We start from the raw sequence: 21,640 nt of genomic DNA, 5'->3' as shown, positions 1-21,640 counted from the left end.
GCCTCTTCCGCCCCGCGCGGCCTCATCCTCGCGATGCTGCTGCTGGTCTATACGTTCAACTTCCTCGACCGGCAGATCCTGAGCATCCTCGCCCAGCCGGTAAAGGCGAGCCTCCACCTCACCGACACCCAGCTCGGCATGCTGGGCGGCCTTGCCTTCGCCGCGCTCTATTCGACGCTGGCGATCCCGCTCGCGCTGCTGGCCGACAAGACCAGCCGAAGCTGGGTCATCACGATCTCGCTCGGCGTGTGGAGCGCGTTCACCGCGCTATGCGGCGTCGCGCAGAACTTCACCCAGATGTTCCTGTTCCGCCTGGGCGTCGGCGTGGGCGAGGCGGGCGGCGTCGCACCCAGCTATGCCCTCATCAGCGATGCCTATCCGGCGGAGAAGCGCGCCCGCGCCCTCTCGATCTATTCGCTCGGCATCCCGGTGGGCGCCGCCGCGGGTGCGCTGCTCGGCGGCTATATCGCGCAGAATGTCGAGTGGCGGACGGCCTTCCTCATCGTCGGCCTGCTCGGCCTGGTCATCGCCCCCGCCTTCAAGCTGATCGTCCGCGATCCGCCGCGCCCGGCCGCCACCGCCGGCCAGATGCCGCTCGGCCGCGTCTTCGGCATCCTCGCCGCCAAGCCGAGCTTCTGGCTGCTCGCCTTCGGCGCGGCGGCGGGATCGATGTGCGGCTATGGCGTGGCCTTCTGGCTGCCCAGCCTCATCATGCGCAATTTCGGCCTCACCATCGGCCAGACCGGCCAGTTCTTCGGCGCCTTGCTGCTCACCGGCGGCGTCGCGGGCATATTGCTCGGCGGCTGGCTCGGCGACCGGCTGGGCGCGCGCGACCGCCGCTGGTACGCGCTCGCCCCGGCGATCTGCTATGTCGCGGGCACGCCCTTGTTCATCGTCGGCGTGCTCTCGGGATCGTGGCAGGCCGCCTTCGCGCTGTTCCTGCTGCCCCAGGCGCTGGTCTATGTCTGGCTCGGCCCGGTGCTCACCGCCGTCCAGCATCTCGTCCCCGCCCATATGCGCGCCACCGCCTCGGCGAGCTTCCTGCTCATCAACAATTTGATCGGCCTGGGGCTGGGCTCCTGGGTGATCGGCGCGCTCTCCGACCATCTCGCCCCCAGCTATGGCGACCAGGCGCTGCGCTACGCCATCGCGGCGGGACTGTGCCTCTATCTGGTCGCCGGTGCGCTGATGGCGCTGGCGAGCCGGCGGCTGGCGAAGGACTGGGTGGCCTAGCCGCCCTTACCGCTCCCGCGTCGCCGCGAACTTCACCTTGGCATAGCGATCGGCGATATAGCCGACTTCCCAGGCCGATTTCGCCATGAACACCGGGTTGCCGTCGCGGTCCTTGGCCATGGCGCCGCGGTTGAGCTCCATGAACGCCTTCAGCTCCGCCGGATCCTCGGCCGACACCCAGCGCGCCGTCTCGAACGGCGCGACCTCCAGCCCCGCCGCAACCTTGTACTCCGCATCCAGCCGTGAGAGCAGCACGTCGAGCTGGAGCTGCCCCACCACGCCGATGATCCAGTTCGATCCGATGTCGGGATAGAAGACCTGGGTCACCCCCTCCTCGGCCATGTCGTCCAGCGCCTTGCGGAGCTGCTTGGTCTTGGTCGGATCCTTCAGCACCACACGGCGCAGGATCTCGGGCGCGAAATTGGGCAGGCCCGTGAAGCGCACGTCCGCCCGCTCGGACAGCGTGTCCCCCACCCTGAGCGTGCCGTGATTGGGAATGCCGATGATGTCGCCGGGAAACGCCTCGTCCGCCAGCTCGCGTTCGCGCGCGAAGAACAGGATCGGCGAGTGGATCGCGATCGGCTTGCCATGACCCGTCGGCGTCAGCTTCATGCCGCGCTTGAAGGTACCCGAGCAGAGCCGCATGAACGCGATCCGGTCGCGGTGATTGGGATCCATGTTCGCCTGGACCTTGAAGATGAAGCCCGTCACCTCATCGCGGCTCGGCTCGACCGGCGCCGGCTCGGCCGGCTGCGCGCGCGGCGATGGGGCGAATTCGGCGATCGCGTTGATAAGCGAATCGACGCCGAACTCCTTGAGCGCCGATCCGAAATAGACCGGCGTCAGGTCGCCATGCCGATAGGCGACCGGATCGAACTCGGGATAGCCGGCCTGCGCCAGCTCGACATCCTCGCGCAGCTTGGCGAGATTCTCGGCCGAGACGATCGCATCGAGCTGCGGATCGTCGAGGCCGGAGGTCTGCACCACCTTGCCATGAAACTCGCGGCTGTCGCCCTCGGGCAGCAGCAGGCGTTTGTTGGCAAGGTCGTAGATCCCCTCGAATGTGCCCCCCATGCCCACCGGCCAGGTCATCGGCGTCACGTCGAGCGCAAGCAGGTCCGCCACTTCGTCCAAAGTCGCGAACACCTCGCGCCCCTCGCGATCGACCTTGTTGACGAAGGTGATAATCGGCACGTTCCGCAGCCGGCAGACTTCGAACAGCTTGCGCGTCTGGCTCTCGATGCCCTTGGCGACGTCGATCACCATCACCGCCGAGTCCACCGCGGTCAGCGTGCGATAGGTGTCCTCGCTGAAATCCTCATGGCCCGGCGTGTCGAGCAGGTTGAAGGTGATCCCCTCGCGCTCGAACGTCATCACCGAGCTGGTCACCGAGATCCCGCGCTGCTGCTCGATCTTCATCCAGTCCGAACGCGCGCGCCGGGCGGCACCGCGCGCCTTCACTTCGCCGGCAAGATGGATCGCGCCGCCGAACAGCAGCAGCTTTTCTGTCAGCGTGGTCTTGCCAGCATCGGGGTGCGAGATGATCGCGAAGGTACGGCGGTCGGAAACAATCGGCATCGCGGCCCTCTAGAGCATCGCAGCGAAAAGTGGGAACCGGTTTTCGCGCCCGCGATGCGACAGCAGGACGCGGGTCACGGCTCCAACGTCACCTGCATGCTGAAGGTCCGGCACTGGCCGGGTTCGAAGCGCAGCATCCCGGGCTTGTCCCAGATCTCGCCGGCGAAGCCCTGTCGGTCCGCGATGCCATGCCACGGCTCGATGCACACGAAGCGCGCGCCCGGCTTGGTCCAGATGCCGAGGCTCGGCGTATCGGGGAAATCGATCCGCAGCCCCGGCCCTTCGCCGCCGTCATAGCGCACCGAGCGGCTCTCCACCTGCGCCCAGACCAGCGCATCGCGCTCGAACAGCGCATCGGCCAGCTTCAGCGCGCGCCCGTCGAGCGGGCTCGGCCAGCCATGGTCGTCGATCCACCCGCCCGGCACGATCGCGGAGAGATCGGACGGCTCCTCCTGCTCGAACAGGATGCGATGCTCCCCGCGCGGCTGGCCATAGGGCAGCGGCCAGGCGAAGGCCGGATGGAAGCCGAAGCTCGCCGGCATGTCCCGGTCGCCGCTGTTGGTGACGGTCACGTCGATCGACAGCGTCGCCCCCGCCAGCGCGAACGCCGCGTCGAGCGTGAAGGCGAAGGGATAGACCGCCCGCGTCGTGTCATTGTCGGCCAGCCGGAACACGACGCGATCCGCCGCCTGCTCGATCACCTCGAACCCCTGCCGCCGTGCGAAGCCGTGCTGCGGCAACGGATATTCGCTGCCGTCCAGCCGATACCTGTCGTCCACCAGCCGCCCGACGATCGGAAAGAGCAACGGCGCCCGCCCGGCCCAGAAGGCGGGATCGGCATCGGTCATCAGCTCGCGCTCCTCGCCATCCCTGAGCGACGAAAGCTCCGCGCCAAGCGGATCGATCGCGGCCGACAGCTTGTCTGAGGCGATTTCGATCATCTGCCGCTCCCTGATTGCAAGCGCTGCTTAGGCGCAAACGCCGCTGCCCGACAATGCGCGGTTCACATCCGCCTATTATCGACTACAGATGTAATCGAATCTGCCGAGGAGCCCTTATGCGCCTGTCCGTCCTGCTGCCCCTGCTGTTCGCAACGCCCGCCCTCGCCCAGGCGGACCGCACCGAGCACTGGATCGTCGTCACCGACATGTGGGGCAACGCCGCCTATTCGACGCTCGACATGACGCGCGACGGCGAGCGCCTGAACGGCACGCTCGACGGCGACCCGATCGAAGGCACGGTGAAGGGCCGGGCGATCCGCTTCTCGGCGAAGGACCGCAAGGGCACGATCTATGCCTATGCCGGCACGCTGGGGCAGGCCGGCATGGCGGGCGACGCCGACATGCCCGATTCGAACCATCCGGGCGTGCGCATCCCGCATCGCTTCACCGCGCGCCGCCTGCCCGATCGCCCCGCCGGGCCGCCGCGCGTCCATGATTACAAGCCCGCCGACTATTCGAACCTCTTTACCGCCGATCGCCTTCCCGTGCTCACGCTCTGGCCCGGCGACGGGGTGCGCACGACCACGATCGATTCGGGCGGCGTGGACGAGAAGGGCGTCACCCGCGCGCTGTTCGGCAATCCGCAGACCGGCCCCTTCTTCATCGCCGGCGCCGAACCGGGCGACACGATCGCCGTGCATATCCGCAAGCTCACCCCGAACCGCGACTGGGCGGACAGCCTCGACACGATCGTCGGCCGCGCATTGGGCGCCAGCCTGATCGCCAAGGCGGGCGAGCTCGGCAAGCCGGTGCGCTGGCGGTTCGATCGCGCTGCCGGCCTTGCCCGTCCCGAAGGCGCGAGCGGCGCGCTCAAGGACTATGCCGTGCCGCTGCGTCCCATGCTCGGCGGCCTCGCCGTGGCGCCGGGCTTCGGATCGGCGCCGCTATCGACCGGAGACACCGCGCGCACCGGCGGCAACATGGACTTTCCCGAAGTCGCGGAAGGCGCGACCGTCTATCTTCCCGTCCAGCAGCCCGGCGCCTTGCTCTATCTGGGCGACGCGCATGCGCTCCAAGGCGACGGCGAGACGTCGCAATATGCGCTGGAAACTTCGATGGAGGTCGAGTTCAGCGTTGATCTCATCAAGCGCCGCACCGTTTCGATGCCGCGCGTCGAGAATGACCGCGAAATCATGGTGCTCGGCCAGGCCGGCTCGCTCGACGAGGCATTGAAGGCCGCGAGCACCGGCATGATCCAGTGGCTCCAGCAGGATTACGGCCTCACTCTGTCCGAAGCGGCGCAGGTGCTCGGCACCGCGATGCGCTACGGCGTGCCCAATCTGGCCGGGCGCGGCGTCGGCGTGGCGGCGCGGCTGGACAAGAAGCTGCTGCCGCCGCGCCGTCCCTGAACGCTCAGTCCTCGCGGTGGACCGCGAAACCCTGCCACGACTGGTTGACCGGCATCAGTTCGAGCGCATTGATGTTGAGATGCGGCGGCAGCGTCGCGACCCATAGCAACGTCTCGGCGATGTCCTCGCCGGTCATCGGGTTCGCGCCGCCATAGAGCTTGTCCGAGGTTTCCTGGCTTCCGGTGCGGACCAGCGTGAACTCGGTCTCGACCATGCCCGGCTCGATCGAGGTGACGCGAACGCCGGTGCCGTGCAGGTCGGCGCGCAGGTCGAGGCTGAACTGGCGCACGAACGCCTTGGTGCCTGCATACACATTGCCGCCCGGATAGGGATAGCTGGCCGCCACCGACGACAAGTTGATGATCGCGCCCTTGCGCTCGACCAGGCCCGGCAGCAGCTTGTGCGTGATCGAGACCAGCGCGGTGACGTTGGTGTCGATCATCGTCTTCCAGTTGGAAAGCGACGCCTTCTGCGCAGGTTCCAGCCCGAGCGCGAGCCCGGCATTGTTGATGAGCAGGTCGATCCCGGAAAAGGGCGCCGGCAGGCTGTCGAGCGCCGCGTCGCGCGCTGCTTCGTCGCGGATATCGAAGGCGAGGGTATGGACGCGCTCGCCCGCCAGCTTCTCCAGCCGATCGGCGCGACGGCCGGTGGCGACGACATGCCAACCGGCATCTGCAAAACTGCGAACCGCAGCTTCGCCGATCCCTGCGGTGGCTCCGGTGATGAGGGCGGTGGGCATCGCATACTCCCTTTCTGGCTGCGAGATGGCCTATGGCGCTTCGTCGCATAGCCTGCAATCGTGGAGCCGACCGATCGAGGGGGTGGGGCTTGGAAGCATTCAAAATCGTGCTGTTCGCGACCTTGGCCGCGATCACCTATGGCATCCTTCACGATCAGGTCACTGCGCACCTTTGCGTGGAATATTTCTCGATCGCGCATCCGCCGGTCTTTCCAACCGAGTCGCCGTTCCTGCTCGCGTTGGGCTGGGGGATCATTGCAACCTGGTGGGTGGGGCTTCCACTCGGGATTGGTCTCGCCGCAGCAGCCCGGCTGGGCAAAAGGCCGAAGCTGGGCATCAAGGCACTATGGAAACCGATCGTCCTGCTGATGCTCGGTTCAGCTGCCGCCGCCACGCTTAGCGGCGTCACCGGCGCGGTACTGTTCGCCAATGGCCTGACACCCGTGCCGGGCGGTTGGGACACGGTAATCCCGCCCGCAAAGCATGTCGCCTTCACCGCCGATGCCTGGGCGCATTCGGCAAGCTACGGCTTCGGACTGATCGGCGGCCTGTTCCTGATCGTTCAGACTTTCCACCGACGGCGCGCGCTCACCCCCTCAGCGTAGCGCCGAACTTCGCCGCCGCGGCGACCACCTTGTCGGCGACCGCCTTCAGGTCGGCATCAGTGAAGCTCTTCTCGCCCGGCTGGAGCGTGACTTCCACCGCGAGGCTCTTCTGCCCCTCGGGCACGCCCTGGCCGACGAACAGGTCGAACAGCCGCGCATCGACGATCAAAGCCTTGTCGGCACCCTTCACCGCGCGGACCAGATCACCCGCCGCCAGCCCGGCCGGAACCAGGAAGGCGAAGTCGCGCGTCACCGCCTGTAGCGCGGGCGGCGTATAGGCGGTGCGCATGAAGCCGCTGCCGCGCTTGGCCGGCAGCGCATCGAGATAGATCTCCACCGCCGCGACATCGCCGTCCAGGTCGAATGCCTTGAGCACGCTGGGATGCACCATGCCGAACGCCGCCAGCACGCTCTTCGGCCCCAGCCGCAGCGTCGCCGACTGGCCGGGATGATAGACCTCCCCGGCCTCGCCCATCACTTGCAGGTTGCCCACCGGAGCACCGACGGCCTCCAGCAGCGCCAGCGCCTCGGCCTTGGCATCGAACGCGCCAAAACCCTGCGCCTTGCCCGCCTGCCAGCCGCGCGGCGACTTGGCGCCCGCCAGCACCACGCCCAGCGTCAGCCGCTCCTTGTCGGCCAGATAGCGCCGGCCGATCTCGAACAGCCGCACGCTCGGCGCACCGCGCTTCAGGTTGCGCTCCGCCGCCGCGAGCAGGCCGGGCAGCAGCGACGGCCGCATGACCTTCATGTCCTCGCTGATCGGATTGGCGAGCGCCCACGCCCCGCCGCCGAACGGCGCGGCCTCGGCTTCGGAGATGAAGCTCCAGGTGACGGCCTCGTTCAGCCCGCGCGCGGCGGCGGTGCGGCGCGCCTTGCGCTCCAGCTTCTGCTCGGGCGTCGCAGTCGGACGCGCCACGCCGGGCGCGCGGATCAGCGGCACTGGTGGCACATTGTCGATGCCCTCGATGCGGATCACTTCCTCGACCAGATCGGCCGGCCCGTCCACGTCGCGGCGCCAGCTCGGCACGGTGACGTTCCACTCGACATCCACGGTGAAGCCCAAACTCTCCAGGATCGCCTTCTGCCGCGCGTCCGCCACCGCGAGTCCGCCCAGCGTCTCGGCGCGCTTCGTATCATAGCGATAGCTGCGCGGCGCCAGCGGCGGTTCGCCCGCACGCGTCACGCCGCTGGCCTTGCCGCCGCACAGCGCCAGCACCAGCCGCGTCGCGATCTCCAGCCCCTCGTCGAGAAACGCCGGATCGACGCCCCGCTCGAAGCGCGAGCGCGCGTCGCTGGTCAGCGCCAGCTTCTGGCCGGTCTTGGCGATGTGATCGGGATCGAAATAGGCGCATTCGATCAGCACGTCGGTGGTGGTGTCGCTCACCCCCGAATGCTCGCCGCCCATGATGCCGCCGATATCGTGCGCGGCCGTATCGTCGGCGATCACCGTCATCGATTCGTCGAGCGCATAAGTCTTGCCGTTGAGCGCCAGCACCTGCTCGCCCGCCCGCGCCCGGCGCGCTACCAGCGGCCCATTCAGCTTGGCGCGATCATAGACATGGAGCGGCCGCCCCAGCCCGAGCATCACGAAATTGGTGATGTCGACCAGCGCCGAAATCGGCTTCTGCCCCACCGCCTGCAGGCGCCGCTGGAGCCATTCGGGCGAAGGACCGTTGGCGACGCCCGACACCGTCTGGGCATAGAAGGCCGGGCAGCCCTCGGGGTCATCGATGCGCACATCCGGCCCCGCGCCTTCGCCCGCCACGGGCGGAAGCTGGCCGACGATCGCCTCCAGCGGCCGCAGCGTCCCCAGCCCCGCCGCCGCCAGATCGCGCGCGATGCCGCGCACGCCCATGCAATCCTGCCGGTTGGGCGTGATCGACACATCGATCACCGGATCGTTGAGCCCGGCATAGTCGGAGAAGGGCGTGCCGATCGGCGCATCGGCGGGCAGCTCGATGATCCCGTCATGATCCTCGCCCAGCTCCAGCTCGCGCGTCGAGCACATCATGCCGTTCGATTCGACGCCACGGATCGCCGAGACCTTGAGCACCATGCCGTTGGCGGGAACCGTCGCCCCCGGCAGGCCGAGCACGCCGACCAGCCCCGCGCGCGCATTGGGCGCGCCGCACACGACCTGAAGCACGCTCTCGCCGGTATCGACGCTCAGCACCTGCAGCTTGTCGGCCTGCGGATGCGGCGCCGCGGTCAGCACCTTCGCCACGCGGAAGCCGGCGAGCTTCTCGCCGGGATTCTCCACGCCCTCCACTTCCAGCCCGATGCGCGTCAGCGCCTCGACCACGGCGTCGAGCCCGGCCTCGGTCTCCAGATGCTCCTTGAGCCAGCCCAGGGTGAACTTCATGCGCCCACTCCCCCGCTCAGCGTGGGCACGTCGAGCGCCGAGAAGCCGTAATGCCGAAGCCAGCGGATATCGCCGTCGAAGAACGCGCGCAGATCGTCCATCCCATATTTGAGCATCGCCAGCCGATCGATGCCGCAGCCGAACGCGAAGCCCTGCCATTCCTCGGGATCGAGGCCGCACGCAGCGATCACCTTGGGATGCACCATCCCGGAGCCGAGCACTTCCATCCAGCCGTCACTGCCGCCGATCACCCGCTTGCCGTTCTGCACGGTGTAGCCCACGTCCACCTCGGCCGAAGGCTCGGTGAAGGGGAAATAGCTGGGGCGCAGGCGCAGCACGATATCGTCGCGCTCGAAGAACGCCTTGAGGAATGTCTCCAGCGTCCATTTCAGGTGACCGAGCGTGATCCCCTTGTCGATCACCAACCCTTCGACCTGATGAAACATCGGCGTGTGGGTCGCATCGCTGTCCGAGCGATAGGTGCGACCCGGCGCAATGATCCGGATCGGCGGCTTCTGCGTCACCATGGTCCGGATCTGGACCGGCGAGGTATGGGTGCGCAGCAGCATCTTGCGCGCGCCGCCTTCTTCTTCCGGGAAATAGAAGGTGTCGTGCATTGCCCGCGCCGGATGGCTCTCGGGGATGTTGAGCGCGGTGAAATTATGCCAGTCGTCCTCGATCTCGGGACCGGTCGCGACGGCAAAGCCCAGATCGGCGAAGATCTCCGCCAGCTCGTCCATCACCTGGCTCACCGGATGCACGCTCCCCGGCGCCGCGGCATCGACCGGCAGCGTCATGTCGAGCGTCTCGCTCGCCAGTCGCGCGTCGAGCGCCTGGCGCTCCAGCGCCTCCTTGCGTCCGGCCAGCGCCGCGGTCACCGCCTCGCGCAGCCCATGGATGCGCGGCCCCTGCACCTGGCGCTCCTCGGGGCTCATGCCGCCCAGCGTCTTGAGCAGGCCGGTGATCGCCCCCGCCTTGCCCAGCGCACGGACGCGCAACGCCTCCACGGCGTCGAGTCCTGCGGCGGCTTCGATGGCGCCGAGCAGGTCGGCGCGAAGCTGGTCGAGATCGGTAGTCATGAATTTCCGTTCGCTGTGCAGGATGGCCCGAACCCCAGTCGCGGCTTCAGGTCAAGCGTCATACGCGGCTTCCGAGCAGCAGGCCGCCGAAGCCAATGAACATCACGCCCGTCGCGCGATTGAAGAGCCGCTGGCGATTGGCCGGCGCCAGCCACCGCGCGAGCGAACGCCCGCCCAGCGCATAGCAGCCGTACCAGAACGCCTCGATCACCACGAAGCTCGCCACCAAGATCGCAAGCTGCGGCGCGAAGGGACGCGCGGGATCGAGGAATTGCGGGAAGAGCGCGGCGCAGAAGATGATGAGCTTGGGATTGGAAAGCCCGGTCCCCAGCCCGACCGCATACAGCGCGGGCAGGGAACGCCGCGCCTGCGGCAAAGCCGCCGCCGCACCGCCCGCCGGCGCGCGCCAAGCTTTCACGCCCAGCCACACCAGATAGGCGACGCCCGCATAGCGCAGCACGTCATAGAGTCCCGGCGACGCCTTGAGCAGCGCGCCCAGCCCGGCGGCGGAGGCGAGCAGGCACAGCAGCACCGCGCTCATCAGCCCCGCCATCGATGCGAGCGCGCGGCGCGGCCCGTGATGGATGCTCTGCACCATCACGTGGAGCATGTTCGGCCCCGGAGTCGCGGAGATCAGGAATACGGCGGTGACATAGAGCCACCAGGTCTTCATCGCCATTGCTCGTCCTCGAAGAGCGCGGAATGAAAAAGGGCGCCGGTGTCACCACCAGCGCCCCTCTTGTCTCGGTCGCATCAGGCCGTTCAGGCGGCCTGGGGCAGAGCCGCCTTCGCCTGCGCGACGATGGCGGTAAACGCCTCGCCTTCGTGCATCGCGATGTCGGCCAGCACCTTCCGGTCCAGTTCGACGCCGGCGAGCTTCAGCCCGTGCATGAACTGCGAATAGGTCAGGCCCTCGGCGCGGACGCCGGCGTTGATGCGCTGGATCCAGAGAGCCCGGAAGCTGCGCTTCTTAACCTTGCGGTCGCGATAGGCATACTGGCCGGCCTTCTCGACCGCCTGGCGCGCGATGCGGATCGTGTTCTTGCGACGGCCATAATAGCCCTTCGCCTGATCCAGAATGCGCTTGTGCTTCGCCTTGGTGGTCGTGCCACGCTTTACTCGTGCCATGTCTTAGGCCCTCCTTACTTCAGACCGTAGGGCGCCCACGCCTTGACGTGAGCCACGTCGGCGTCGGCGAGCACGGAGGTGCCGCGGTTCTGGCGGATATATTTCGCGTTGTGCGAAATCAGGCGGTGGCGCTTGCCGGCGACTCCATGCTTCACCTTGCCGGTGGCGGTGAACTTGAAGCGCTTCTTGACGCCGCTCTTCGTCTTGAGCTTGGGCATTTTCGTCTCCTTATGGTTCGACGACTGCGGACAGACACGGCAGCCCTATTGGCCGGACGGTCCCTCGATCGCGGAAAGCGGGGCGCTTAGCCGAAGCGTCACGGCAATGCAACCTGAGTCGGAAACCCGGCCGAACGGCGCGGCAAAAGCTCGCATCCCGCGGCCGATGCGCTACCATCCCGCCCGATGCCGCGCCATCTCGCCCTCCTGCTCTGGCTGACCGCCGCCACCGACAGCGTGGCCCCGCAGACCGTCACCATCGATCGCGAGAGCCGCAGCGTCACGGCCGGCATGCAGCCACTGCCGGTCCATGTCAGCGGCCGGGTGGAGGTGCGCGGGCAGGATTACCGCCATCAATGGCCCGGCGTCTATTTCGAAGGCGCGTTCAGGGGCGATCGCGTGATCCTGCGCTTCGACGATGCCCGCAACGAATATCGCCTCCGGATCGACGATCTCCCGTCGGTCACGCTCGCCCAGCCGGGCAGGAGCGACGTGACGATCTCCACCCTGTCCACCGGCGCGCACCGCATCCGCCTCGACAAGGTAACCGAGAGCGCCGGCGTCACCACGATGTTCGGCGGCTTCTACGTGCCCGCCGGCAAGGCGCTCCTCGCGCCGCCGGCCCGCAGGCGCCAGATCGAGTTCATCGGCGATTCCTCGATGACCGGCTATGGCGCGCGCTCGACCAGGCGCGAATGCACCGGGGAGGAGGTGCGGCGGCTCACCGACACGCCCGACGCCTTCGCCGCGCTCACCGCGCGCCATTACGACGCCGACTATCAGGTCAACGCCATTTCCGGCCGGGGGCTGATCCGCAACTATGGCGGCGCGGCGCCCGATATCGCGATGATGCAGGTCTATCCCCGCCTGTTCCCCGATCGCCCCGCACCCGTCTATTCAGATAGCAACTGGCGGCCGCAAATCGTCATGATAAAGCTCCAGGCCGATTTCCTGGGCTTCAAGCCGGAAGCGCGCTGGAAGGATTTCGACGCGCTGGCCGCCGACTATATCGACAGCTTCGGACGGTTCGTGACCGATCTCCACAAGCGCGCGCCCGAAGCCGCGATCCTGGTCTGGTGGTTCGACACCAGCCACGCCTCCCCACCCGAACAGGCGACGATGGCCGCAGCCGAATCCCGCATCAGCGCGGCGGCGCGCAAGGCGAACGTGCCCGACATCGCCTTCCTGCCCTTCAGCGGCGCAGGCTACCGTAACGCCGGCTGCCACTTCCATTTCGACATCGAGGAGCAGCGCAAGGTCGCCGACTGGCTGATCCTCCAGATCGACGCGCATCCCGAATATTGGCGCGGGCGATAGACGGCGGGCGTCCGCGTCACCAAAGCTGCGGCTTGGCGATCATCAGCCAGAACACCCCCAGCAGGCTGAGAAAGGCAGGCCAGCCGAGCGCGAACCAGAGCCGCATCGCTCGATGGTAATCGGCCCCGAGCGGTTCCCCGTTCTCCATCGCCGCCTGCGCCAGGCGCTGCGCCTTGATCTGCAGCCAGACGACCGGCGCCCAGCAGGCGAAGGTGGCGACATAGAGGAGACAGGTGACGATCAGCCACGGCTCCCGAAGCGAATAGCCGGCGAGGTGGACGAGCATCAGGCCGCTCGCCGGCTGTACCACGCCGCTCGTGCCGGTGAAGATCCAGTCCGCCCGCACGACCATCCGCCCCACACCGGCGATGGTCGCCGGGTCACGTGTCAGATGCGCGTTCCACAGATACCAGGCGGTGCCCGCGCCGAAGCCGAACAATATCGTGCTGCTCAGCACATGCGCCCATTTGACGAGGAGATAGAGATCCATCAGCGCTTGTCCGCAACTGCGCCATGGACGGCGATGGCGAGCAGGATCGGCAGGTTCTTGAGCAGCGGCCCGAGCGGATCGAGCCAGAGTCCGGGCAGGGCGATGCCGATCACCAGGGTATAGCCCGCCACCACGAGAAGCTGCACGGGCGTTGCCCAGCGCGCGCGCCGATCGAGGATCAGCAGCGCCGCGATGCCGATATCCAGCACGCTGCCGCCGATCCGGAGCGGAGCCGCCCAGCCGCCGGGCAAGCCGAGGCCCTGCAACACTGCCCCGGTCCGCGCCGCGCCATAGGCCAGTCCCAGTGCCGCCGATGCGATCCACATCAGGACGAGCACCGCTTTCAACAGGGGCGCGAGGAAGAACAGCCGCGCATGCCATCGGTCCTGGACCTGCGCCGGCCGGTCGCGAAGGGCTTCGTTCAGGCTGCGGGACACGAATCCGATCGCCTCGGCAAATGCAGCGCTGTCGCCGCTGTTGCCCGCGACCATCTGGATCAGGCTGTTGGAGGCGATCGGGCCATCCCCCGCAATGTCTCCGATGCGGCCCAGCAGCGTCATCAAGGGCATCGGAATCGAAAGGAAGCGCGCCCGGCCAAAACCGAGCCAGGCACGATAGGCAGCGAGGAGCGTCCGCAAGTCGAACATATCCGGCCCGACGGGTTCGAGCGTCCGCCCCGCATATTCGGGCTTCTCGCAGACCAGGCGGATTGCCCGGGCAAGATCGGCCACATGGATCGGCGTGAAGCGGAAATCGCCGCTGCCGGGCAATGGCGTGATCCAGGGCAGGCCGGCCATGCCGCGCATCAGCGAGGTGCCGCCATAGCTGCCGTCGCCATAGACCAGCGAGGGGCGAAGCACCGTCCATGCGATGCCGGACGATCGCAGGGCCGCTTCGCCGGCCAATTTGGATCGGGCATAATCCGTCGCGACATCAGGACGGGCGCTGATCGCGGAGATCAAGACCACCCGCTTCACGCCGGCCGCCAACGCGGCTCGCTGAAGGGCCTCCGGCATCCGGACATGGACGGCGTCCATATCCCGTCCCCGCAGGATGCCGGCCGCGTTGATGACGATGTCGATCCCCGCCAGATGGTCTCGCCAGGCCTCGGCGCTCGTCGCCTGCGCAAGGTCCATCGCGATACATTCGGCCTGGGGAAAGGCGGCGGAAAGCGTTCCGATCGAGCGGGCCACGCCGACCACATCATGCCCGCCCGCCAACAGCTCGGCCATGACATGCCGGCCGATGAAGCCGCCGGCTCCGATCAACATGATACGCATTTGCACCCCCTGCCGAACCCATAGCAGCAGGGCCGGCGCGGTTCAGCAGGATAGTTCGGATCGAATGCCTGCCGAACCGCGCCGCCGCGGGGCCATCCCGCCTGTTTACTTGTAGGATTTCCTCGGCTTCAGCAGCGGCATGACCCATCCGCCTCTTCCGCCATCGATTCGGGGCGCGGGGGCGACAGGGCAAAGTGCACGAATGGACCGCGACTCCGCGCACTTTGGAAAGGGCTCAATGCCCCCGGCAGGTGAGCGCTTCGAGGATATCGTCGATCCGCGCCGGGTCGCCCGCCGCGATCACTTCGCCGTTGCTGCCGGCATGGAGCGGATCGCCCTGCCAGTCGCACATCCGCCCGCCCGCGCCCTCGACGATCGGCACCAGAGCGGCGAAATCATGGAGCTTGAGCCCCGCCTCGACCACCACGTCCATCCAGCCGCTCGCGACGCAGCCGTAATTATAGCAGTCGCCCCCCAGCACCGTGCTCATCACCGCGGCGTCGATATGCTCGAAGGCGTGGAGCTGGTCGTCGTCGAACAAAGCCGGCGAGGTGGTGGCCAGGATCGCGCCCTTCAGCTCGCGGCAGATGCGCGTTTCCGCCGGCTTGCCGTTGAACAGGGTGGTGCGCCCCGCCACGCCCAGCCAGCGCTCGCGGGTGATCGGCTGGTCGAGGATGCCCAGCATCGGCCATCCGTCCTCGATCAGCGCGATCAGCGTGCCGAAGATCGGCCGGCCGGCGATGAAGGCGCGGGTGCCGTCGATCGGATCGAGCACCCATTGCCGCCCGCTCGTGCCTTCGCGCACGCCGAATTCCTCGCCGATGATGCCGTCCATCGGCCGTTCGGCGACGATCAGCCGGCGCATCGCCTCCTCCGCCTCGCGATCGGCGCGGGTGACGGGAGAAAGATCCTCCTTCGCCTCCAGCCCATGCTCCTTGCGGAAATAGGGGCGGATCGCCGCGCCGGCCGCATCGGCAAGGCGCTGGGCGAGCGCGACATCTGTTTCGGAAACGGGCATGAAGCCAGCCCTACCCGCCCAATTTTGACTCGCCAAGGTCACAAACGCCTGCCACTTCCCCCGGCGATGCGTCCGCTCCTTCTCGCGATCGGCCTGACCGCCGCTTTGCCCGCCGCGGCACAGGTCCGCGCAGTCCCGGCCCAGCCCGAATCCGAACAGGCCGCGCTGCGCGGCGTCGAGGTGTTCCTGGTCAACGAAGGCACCGCTCCCGTCGCCGATGCCGGCCCCCGCCAGATCGAGATCACCGCGACCGACGGCACCCGGCTGGTCCTCGAACGCACCCCCGGTCCGACGCCCACCATATCCCCGGGCGGCTTCGCCAAGGCGCGCTACGTGCCCGTCGGCGTCGCCGGCACCGCGATCCCTCCCGGCGAGCAGCACGCCGCCGCCGAGATCCCGCCCGGCGAGACGATCGTGCAGAGCTCGACCGGCAGTTCCTCCGCCTTTCTCGACCGGTTCGAGCCGCACGAGCCGATCTATGGCGCGTTCGGGCTGGGCGATTCGGGCGGCAAGCTCCAGGTCAGCTTCGCCGTCCGCCCCTTTGCGGAGGATGCGCCGCTCAAGCTCGGCAATCTGCGCTTCGCCTATACCCAGACGATGTTCTGGGCGATCAACGAGCCTTCGGGCCCGTTCCGCTCGACCATCTACAGCCCCGAGATCTATGCCGATGTGCCCGTGGACGAGACGACGCGCGTCGCGGTCGGCTGGCGGCATGATTCGAACGGACGGGGCGATCTGGATTCGGTCGATATCAACCGCGTCTTCGCGCGCGTCGAGAAGACGTTCGACCTGGGCGATGACTGGCGGATCGACGTCGCGCCCCAGGCCTGGTTCTATGTCGGGCACAGCGGCGCCGTCCACGACATGCCCGCTTATTACGGCTACACTTCGCTCACCGCCGCGATCCAGCGCAAGGACGGGCTGAAGCTCTCGCTCACCGGCCGCGGCAATTTCGAGACCGGGCACGGCGCGGCCGAACTGTTCGCCTCCTATCCGCTCGCGCCGATCGGCGGCGGGATCGGCGCCTATCTGTTCGGCCAGGTCTTCACCGGCGACGGCGAGGATCTGGACGATTACCGCAGGAACGATAGCCATGCCCGGCTGGGCATCGCCTTCACCCGCTAGCCAGGGCGGGCGCATGGGCGTAGAAGTTCAGCCGAACATTTCCCGGAGTCCTGTCATGCGGTTGAAGCTTCTCCTCGCGGCGCTGATCCTTCCCTTCGCGGTGCCCGCCGGCGCGGCGCTCGCGCCCGGCGCCAAGGCCCCGGACTTCACCGCCCAGGGCGCCTCCGCCGGCCAGCCCTTCACCGTCAAGCTCAGCACCGCGCTCAAGAAGGGGCCGGTGGTGCTCTATTTCTTCCCTGCCGCCTTCACCGCCGGCTGCAATGCCGAAGCGCATGCCTTCGCCGAGGCGCTGCCCGATTTCACCAAGGCCGGCGCCACCGTGATCGGCATGACCGCGGGCAATGTCGACCAGCTCGCCAAATTCTCCAGCGAGCATTGCGCGGGCAAGTTCGCCGTCGCCGCCGCGAGCCCCGAAGTCATCAAGGGCTATGACGTGCTGCTCAAGAAGCCCGACGGCACGGCGACGGCGATCACCAGCCGCACCAGCTTCGTGATCGCGCCCAATGGCCGCGTGCTCTTCGCCCATACCGATATGAGCCCGGCCGATCATGTCCGCATGACGCTGGAGGCGGTGCAGAAGTACAATCATTCGAAGCATCATTGAGGGGCGCTTCGCCGCCGATGCATCCGAAACGGCGGCATCCCTGAAAGAAGCCGGAAATATGTTCGCAACCGCCTGTTTCCCCTAGGGAAAGCAGGCGGCTCGTACCAAATTCTTTACGCCTTCGAAACCTTTACTCACCAGATTTTAGCTTTCTCGCCCTAGCTTCATCTCCAGCATCGCAATCCAGGGAAAGCGCTGCGGGATTGTGGGGAAATTGGAATCTATGTCGGTGGCGCGGGCAGTCCGGGCAGCTAGCGTGAACGGGGCGTCTCGCGACCTGTACGATCGGATCGGCGATTTCCTGTTCGACCAGCGGCTGGAGCCCGATCCGGCGAATTTCGCCTTCGCCTATCACCTGCTCGCCGATCCCGAAGGCTCGCTGGCACGCGCGGTCCATGCCCTCACCGATGGCGGCGTCCGCCTCACCCAGCGCGACATCGAGAGCCTCAACATCGATGTGAAGCCCAATCACGACGTCCATGCGAAGGAGCATGCCGAGGGCCTGGTCGCCCAGACCCAGATGCAGGTCGAAGGCTTTGCCGACATGGTCACCGCGATCCGCGCCGAGACCGCCGATTTCGGCCGCAACCTGGCCGCCAGCGCCGAGGCGATCTCGCGCTCGGCCGAGATCCGGGATCAGCACGGCGTCGCCCTTGATGAAGTCGCGCGGATCACCGCCGCGATGCTCGCCCGGGTACGCAGCGCCGAGGAGCGGCTGGAAAACGCCACCCGCGAGGCCAGCGACCTGCGCGAGAAGCTGGAGGAAGCGCGCGACAATGCCCGCCGCGATCCGCTGACCCAGCTCCCCAATCGCCGCGCGTTCGAGGAAGCCTTCGCCAGCAAGCGGACCGCGGGCGCCGCGATGTGCATCGCGGTGTGCGACGTCGATCACTTCAAGGCAGTCAACGATCGCTTCGGCCATGCGGTGGGCGATCGCGTGCTCAAGGCGATCGCCGAGGCGCTGTCGGAATCCTGCCAGGGCCATCTCGTCACCCGCTATGGCGGCGAGGAATTCGCGATCCTGTTCTCCGGCGCGACGCTGGAAGAAGCGCGCGAGATAATCGAGGCCGCGCGCCTGTTCGTCCAGGCCAAGCGCTACAAGCTGCGCGACTCCGACGAGCCACTGGGCGAGATCACCTTCTCCGCCGGCCTCACCCCCGTCGCCGACAACGAGATGCACCAGACCGCGTTCCACCGCGCCGATCGGCTGCTCTATCAGGCCAAGAGCGGCGGCCGGAACTGCGTGCAGATCGGCCTCGCCCCGGATCGCCCGTCACGCCGATAATTGGTATTTTCCGCCAATCGCACGCGGCAATTTCTCCCAATCCTCGCCGGGCACCATCACCACATCACGTATTTTCAATGACTTATGAAACTGGCACGCCCTCTGCATTACTTCTGGCATCGGCGGCCGGATGGTCCGGAAGCCGAAAATATCAGGGAGTAAATGCAATGACTGCTCATCTCGACTCGCTTCAGCGCACTGCCGCGGTGTTCGGCGCCGTTCTGTTCACCGTCGCGCTCGTGGTCTTCTCCACCCCCATCGTGCCGATCGCGTGATGACGGACAAGCAGGAGAGGATTTCCATGGCACGCAGCATCCTTGTCGGGTTCGCGTCCTTCGCGTTCACCGTCGTCCTCATCGCCGGCAGCGGCATGCAGGGTTCCGGCCTGATCGGCTGAGCCCTGCCCCCGCTCCGGCGGGCGGAACCAGCGGAACCACGGGCGTCCCGCACCGGTTTTCCCCGGCACGTCCCCTTCCCATCAGGAGGTCAGTGCCGTGAGCGACACCGTAGAAATGATCCACGAAGACGCGCTGCCCGGGCAGGAAAGCGCGCTCGAACCCAAGCCGGACTGGGAGCCGCGTTACCCCGGCTCCGGACGCCTCCAGGGCAAGGTCGCCGTCATCACCGGCGCCGACAGCGGCATCGGCCGCGCGGTCGCCGCGCTCTACGCGCGCGAGGGCGCCGATATCGCGATCGTCTATCTGTGCGAGCATGACGATGCGGAGAAGACCGCCGGGATCGTGCGCGGCGAAGGCCGGCGCGCGCTCACCATCGCCGGCGACGTGGGCGACAAGGCCTTCTGCGAGTCCGCGATCGAACAGGTTTTGTCCGAATTCGGACAGATCGACGTGCTGGTGAACAATGCCGGCGAACAGCATCCGGACAAGGACGTCACCGAGATCACCGAGCAGCAGCTCCGGCGTACCTTCCAGACCAACATCTTCGGCATGTTCTTCCTGGTCCAGGCCGCGGCGCCGCACCTGAAGCCGGGGGCCGCGATCGTGAACACCACCTCCGTCACCATGTACCAGGGATCGAAGGAACTGCTCGACTATTCGAGCACCAAGGGCGCGATCACTGCCTTCACGCGCAGCCTGTCCGAGAATTTGATCGGGAAGGGCATAAGGGTAAACGCCGTCGCGCCCGGGCCGATCTGGACTCCGCTCAATCCCAGCGGCGGCGCAAGCCCGGAGAAGCTGGAGAGCTTCGGAAAGGACACCCCGATAGGGCGGCCGGGCCAGCCCAATGAAGTGGCGCCCGCCTTCCTGTTCCTGGCCTGCGAGGATGCGAGCTACATGTCCGGGCAGGTGCTGCATCCCAATGGCGGGACGATCGTCAATGGCTGAGCAGCCTCGCGCATTGGTCCTCCCCGGCAAGGGGAGTATCTAGATGGCCGCCCCCGCGCCCACCGGGCCGACCGGCGATTCCTCGCCCCGCGAATAGGTGCCCGTCAGCAGACCCGCCGCGAGCACACGCCCGGCCATCGCCTTGACGATCGCGCTCCGCCCGGGGCTGTCGCCCGGATCGGGGCCAGGCCCGAGCGCGAAGAGCTGGAAGGCATAATGATGCGGGCCATGCCCGGTCGGCGGATCGGGCGGCAGCCAACCCTCGCCGAAATAGCTGTTGCGGCCGACATCCCTGCCATCGGCATCGCCCACCCCGTCGGCCCGGATCGCGCCTTCCTTCAGGTCGCCATCGGCCGGCAAGCCCCAGACCACGGCATGGACCAGAGGCTGCGGCGCGGGGGCGTCGGGATCCTCGACGATCAGCACCAGCCGCTCAGTGGCTTCGGGCACCCCGGTCCAGAACAAGGGCGGCGACACGCCCTCGCCGTCCGCCGTGAAACGCTCCGGCAGCCGCGCGCCATCGGCGAAGGCAGGGCTGACCAAGCGCAGCGATCCGAAGCTGCCGAGCTCGGGCTGGACGATCGCCAGCTTGTCCGCCCCCGCACGCAATCCCTTCAGCGCGCTTCCCAGCCAGTGCGGCACATGTTCGAGCATCGCCTTCTCCTCGCTCCGCTCAACCCGCCAGGCGCTTCCGGGGCTCCTACAGGTCGAGCTTTTCGTAATCGGCCGGCGGCGGGATCCCTTCCATCCGCTCGGTCAGCAGCGGGCGGAAGCTCGGGCGGCTCTTCATGCCGATATACCAGCGCTTGGCCTGTTCGTGGCTCTTCCAGTCGATCCCGCCCAGATAGTCGGCGATCGAGATCTGCGCGGCGGCCGCCAGATCGGCTAGGCTCATCGTCGGACCCGCCAGCCAGGTGCGGTGATCGAGCAGGTAATCGATGTAATCGAGATGGCCGACCGCAGCCCGCATCGCCTCGCGCAGCGCCTTGGCATCGGGCGCCACCTTGTGGACGACGCGCTTTATCATCCGCTCGTGGAGCAGGGGCGCGGTGATGTCGCCATAGAAATGGGTATCGAACCACACGGCCAGCCGGCGCTGCTCGGCGCGATCGAGCGCGGTGCCGTTGAGCATCGCGCTCTTGCTCACCGTCTCCTCGAAGAATTCGCAGATCACGGTCGAATCGATCAGCGTCGCGCCGCGCTCGGTATCGACCATCACCGGCACCTGGCCGGTGGGGTTCAGGTCTAGGAACTCGTCCCGCCGCAGCCAGGGCGATTCGCGCACCGGCTCATAGCCCACGCCCTTCTCACCGAGCAGGAGCCGGACCTTCCGCGAGAAGGGGCAAAGCGGGAATTGGTAAAGCTGCCACATGCCCGACCCTTAAGCGCGCGGGCGGCCCGCCGTAAAGCCGATCACTTGCTGCCGGACGGGCCCTGAAGCGCCTCGCGCAGCGGCGCCAGCGCGGTGCGAAGGCGCCCGGCCGTCTCGCCCAGCGAATCGCGCATCGCGAGCACGTCGTTGGCGGCGGTCGCCGTGGCGGCGACGGCGCCGCGGGCATGGTCGTGCAAGTGCTTCTCGAACTGCGGATCGCGGCGGCGCTCGATGCTGCGGAGCGTATCGTCCGGGCGGATATCGTCGCGCGGATCGGCATAATGGGCGAGCGGGCCGACCTTGGTATCGAGCACGATGCCGGCAAGGTTGCTCAGCGTGCCGGCCAGCGCTTCCTGCACCATCGGATTCTTGAGCGCATGCGCCACGGCCTCGGCCCGGTCCTGCGACTGGGCCTGCGCCATGGCCGGCGAGCCGATGAGGCAGAGAGCGAAAGCAGCGGATACGAGACGCATGATACTCTCCCGAGTCGTCAGGATGCAGGCTCGCTTAT

General features: G+C 67.4%; 22 protein-coding genes. 8 read left to right on the top strand and 14 right to left on the bottom strand.

The features are described from left to right. The first annotated feature begins 33 nt into the window (after nt 1–33). Nucleotides 34–1,233: an MFS transporter gene (locus tag HB724_RS11545; RefSeq protein WP_213981096.1), complete on the top strand. Its 1,200-nt coding sequence runs from the start codon at nt 34–36 to the stop codon at nt 1,231–1,233. 6 nt (nt 1,234–1,239) lie between these two features. Here HB724_RS11545 and HB724_RS11540 read toward each other — a convergent pair whose 3' ends face one another. Both HB724_RS11540 and HB724_RS11535 read right to left on the bottom strand, forming a co-directional pair. Further along, nucleotides 1,240–2,811, bottom strand: a complete 1,572-nt coding sequence (locus HB724_RS11540; RefSeq protein WP_213981089.1) for a peptide chain release factor 3 — start codon at nt 2,809–2,811, stop codon at nt 1,240–1,242. A gap of 74 nt (nt 2,812–2,885) precedes the next feature. Next, nucleotides 2,886–3,752, bottom strand: coding sequence for an aldose 1-epimerase family protein (locus tag HB724_RS11535; RefSeq protein ID WP_213981088.1), 867 nt, complete (start codon nt 3,750–3,752; stop codon nt 2,886–2,888). Nucleotides 3,753–3,868: 116 nt separating this feature from the next. Between HB724_RS11535 and HB724_RS11530 the strand changes: the two genes are divergently transcribed. Continuing rightward, nucleotides 3,869–5,161, top strand: coding sequence for an acetamidase/formamidase family protein (locus tag HB724_RS11530; RefSeq protein ID WP_213981087.1), 1,293 nt, complete (start codon nt 3,869–3,871; stop codon nt 5,159–5,161). A 4-nt stretch (nt 5,162–5,165) separates the two neighbouring features. On the opposite strand, the gene HB724_RS11525 is transcribed toward HB724_RS11530, so the two are convergent. Continuing rightward, complete coding sequence (locus tag HB724_RS11525; RefSeq protein ID WP_213981086.1) at nt 5,166–5,900, bottom strand: SDR family NAD(P)-dependent oxidoreductase; 735 nt, start codon at nt 5,898–5,900, stop codon at nt 5,166–5,168. Between the two features lie 107 nt (nt 5,901–6,007). Between HB724_RS11525 and HB724_RS11520 the strand changes: the two genes are divergently transcribed. Then, the gene (locus HB724_RS11520) at nt 6,008–6,505 is read left to right on the top strand and encodes a hypothetical protein (RefSeq protein ID WP_213981085.1); all 498 of its coding nucleotides are present in this window, start codon (nt 6,008–6,010) and stop codon (nt 6,503–6,505) included. On the opposite strand, the gene pheT is transcribed toward HB724_RS11520, so the two are convergent. From pheT to rpmI, 5 genes are all read right to left on the bottom strand, one after another. Next, nucleotides 6,489–8,867 carry a phenylalanine--tRNA ligase subunit beta gene (pheT, locus tag HB724_RS11515; RefSeq protein WP_213981084.1) on the bottom strand — a complete coding sequence of 793 codons (2,379 nt, stop codon included), beginning with the start codon at nt 8,865–8,867 and terminating at the stop codon, nt 6,489–6,491. The two genes, HB724_RS11520 and pheT, sit on opposite strands and share 17 nt — an antisense overlap. Next, on the bottom strand, nt 8,864–9,946 hold the full coding sequence (gene pheS, locus HB724_RS11510; protein WP_213981083.1) for a phenylalanine--tRNA ligase subunit alpha: 1,083 nt from the start codon (nt 9,944–9,946) through the stop codon (nt 8,864–8,866). Before pheS ends, pheT begins: the two co-directional genes overlap by 4 nt. Before the next feature lie 58 nt (nt 9,947–10,004). After that, on the bottom strand, nt 10,005–10,625 hold the full coding sequence (locus HB724_RS11505) for a LysE family translocator (RefSeq protein ID WP_213981082.1): 621 nt from the start codon (nt 10,623–10,625) through the stop codon (nt 10,005–10,007). An 83-nt stretch (nt 10,626–10,708) separates the two neighbouring features. Beyond that, nucleotides 10,709–11,074 (bottom strand): 50S ribosomal protein L20, encoded by a 366-nt coding sequence (gene rplT / locus HB724_RS11500; RefSeq protein WP_213981080.1) that lies wholly within the window; start codon nt 11,072–11,074, stop codon nt 10,709–10,711. A 14-nt stretch (nt 11,075–11,088) separates the two neighbouring features. Beyond that, the gene (gene rpmI, locus HB724_RS11495) at nt 11,089–11,292 is read right to left on the bottom strand and encodes a 50S ribosomal protein L35 (protein ID WP_097062249.1); all 204 of its coding nucleotides are present in this window, start codon (nt 11,290–11,292) and stop codon (nt 11,089–11,091) included. Between the two features lie 186 nt (nt 11,293–11,478). Here rpmI and HB724_RS11490 point away from each other — a divergent pair, with 186 nt between their 5' ends. Next, nucleotides 11,479–12,609 (top strand): acetylxylan esterase, encoded by a 1,131-nt coding sequence (locus HB724_RS11490; protein WP_213981079.1) that lies wholly within the window; start codon nt 11,479–11,481, stop codon nt 12,607–12,609. Nucleotides 12,610–12,625: 16 nt separating this feature from the next. On the opposite strand, the gene HB724_RS11485 is transcribed toward HB724_RS11490, so the two are convergent. The 3 genes from HB724_RS11485 to hisN form a co-directional block, all read right to left on the bottom strand. Beyond that, nucleotides 12,626–13,099: a DUF2269 domain-containing protein gene (locus HB724_RS11485; protein ID WP_213981077.1), complete on the bottom strand. Its 474-nt coding sequence runs from the start codon at nt 13,097–13,099 to the stop codon at nt 12,626–12,628. Then, entirely contained in the window at nt 13,099–14,379 is a 1,281-nt protein-coding gene (locus HB724_RS11480; RefSeq protein WP_213981076.1) for an SDR family oxidoreductase, read from the bottom strand. The genes HB724_RS11485 and HB724_RS11480 overlap by 1 nt, the downstream gene beginning before the upstream one ends. Before the next feature lie 235 nt (nt 14,380–14,614). Further along, entirely contained in the window at nt 14,615–15,397 is a 783-nt protein-coding gene (gene hisN / locus HB724_RS11475; RefSeq protein ID WP_213981075.1) for a histidinol-phosphatase, read from the bottom strand. A 66-nt stretch (nt 15,398–15,463) separates the two neighbouring features. On the opposite strand from hisN, the gene HB724_RS11470 reads away from it, so the two are divergent. The 4 genes from HB724_RS11470 to HB724_RS11455 all read left to right on the top strand — a co-directional run bounded on the left by HB724_RS11470 (nt 15,464) and on the right by HB724_RS11455 (nt 19,757). After that, a complete protein-coding gene (locus HB724_RS11470) occupies nt 15,464–16,522 on the top strand; it encodes a phospholipase A (RefSeq protein ID WP_213981074.1) in 1,059 nt (352 codons plus the stop codon). A 55-nt stretch (nt 16,523–16,577) separates the two neighbouring features. Then, nucleotides 16,578–17,126 (top strand): redoxin domain-containing protein, encoded by a 549-nt coding sequence (locus tag HB724_RS11465; protein ID WP_213981073.1) that lies wholly within the window; start codon nt 16,578–16,580, stop codon nt 17,124–17,126. Nucleotides 17,127–17,382: 256 nt separating this feature from the next. Then, the gene (locus tag HB724_RS11460; RefSeq protein WP_346344718.1) at nt 17,383–18,411 is read left to right on the top strand and encodes a GGDEF domain-containing protein; all 1,029 of its coding nucleotides are present in this window, start codon (nt 17,383–17,385) and stop codon (nt 18,409–18,411) included. A 494-nt stretch (nt 18,412–18,905) separates the two neighbouring features. Next, complete coding sequence (locus HB724_RS11455) at nt 18,906–19,757, top strand: SDR family oxidoreductase (protein WP_213981071.1); 852 nt, start codon at nt 18,906–18,908, stop codon at nt 19,755–19,757. A gap of 39 nt (nt 19,758–19,796) precedes the next feature. On the opposite strand, the gene HB724_RS11450 is transcribed toward HB724_RS11455, so the two are convergent. From HB724_RS11450 to HB724_RS11440, 3 genes are read right to left on the bottom strand one after another with little or no spacing between them, the layout of a single operon-like run. Beyond that, on the bottom strand, nt 19,797–20,411 hold the full coding sequence (locus tag HB724_RS11450) for a YbhB/YbcL family Raf kinase inhibitor-like protein (RefSeq protein WP_213981069.1): 615 nt from the start codon (nt 20,409–20,411) through the stop codon (nt 19,797–19,799). 46 nt (nt 20,412–20,457) lie between these two features. Then, complete coding sequence (locus tag HB724_RS11445) at nt 20,458–21,129, bottom strand: glutathione S-transferase family protein (RefSeq protein ID WP_213981068.1); 672 nt, start codon at nt 21,127–21,129, stop codon at nt 20,458–20,460. Between the two features lie 41 nt (nt 21,130–21,170). Beyond that, nucleotides 21,171–21,602: a hypothetical protein gene (locus tag HB724_RS11440; protein ID WP_213981067.1), complete on the bottom strand. Its 432-nt coding sequence runs from the start codon at nt 21,600–21,602 to the stop codon at nt 21,171–21,173. Nucleotides 21,603–21,640: the final 38 nt, after the last annotated feature.

The organism is Sphingomonas sp. dw_22 (genome assembly GCF_018449795.1).
Classification (GTDB): Bacteria; Pseudomonadota; Alphaproteobacteria; order Sphingomonadales; family Sphingomonadaceae; genus Sphingomonas.
Note: the sequence above shows the minus strand (reverse complement) of the source record. Positions and strands in the feature narration are given on the sequence as shown.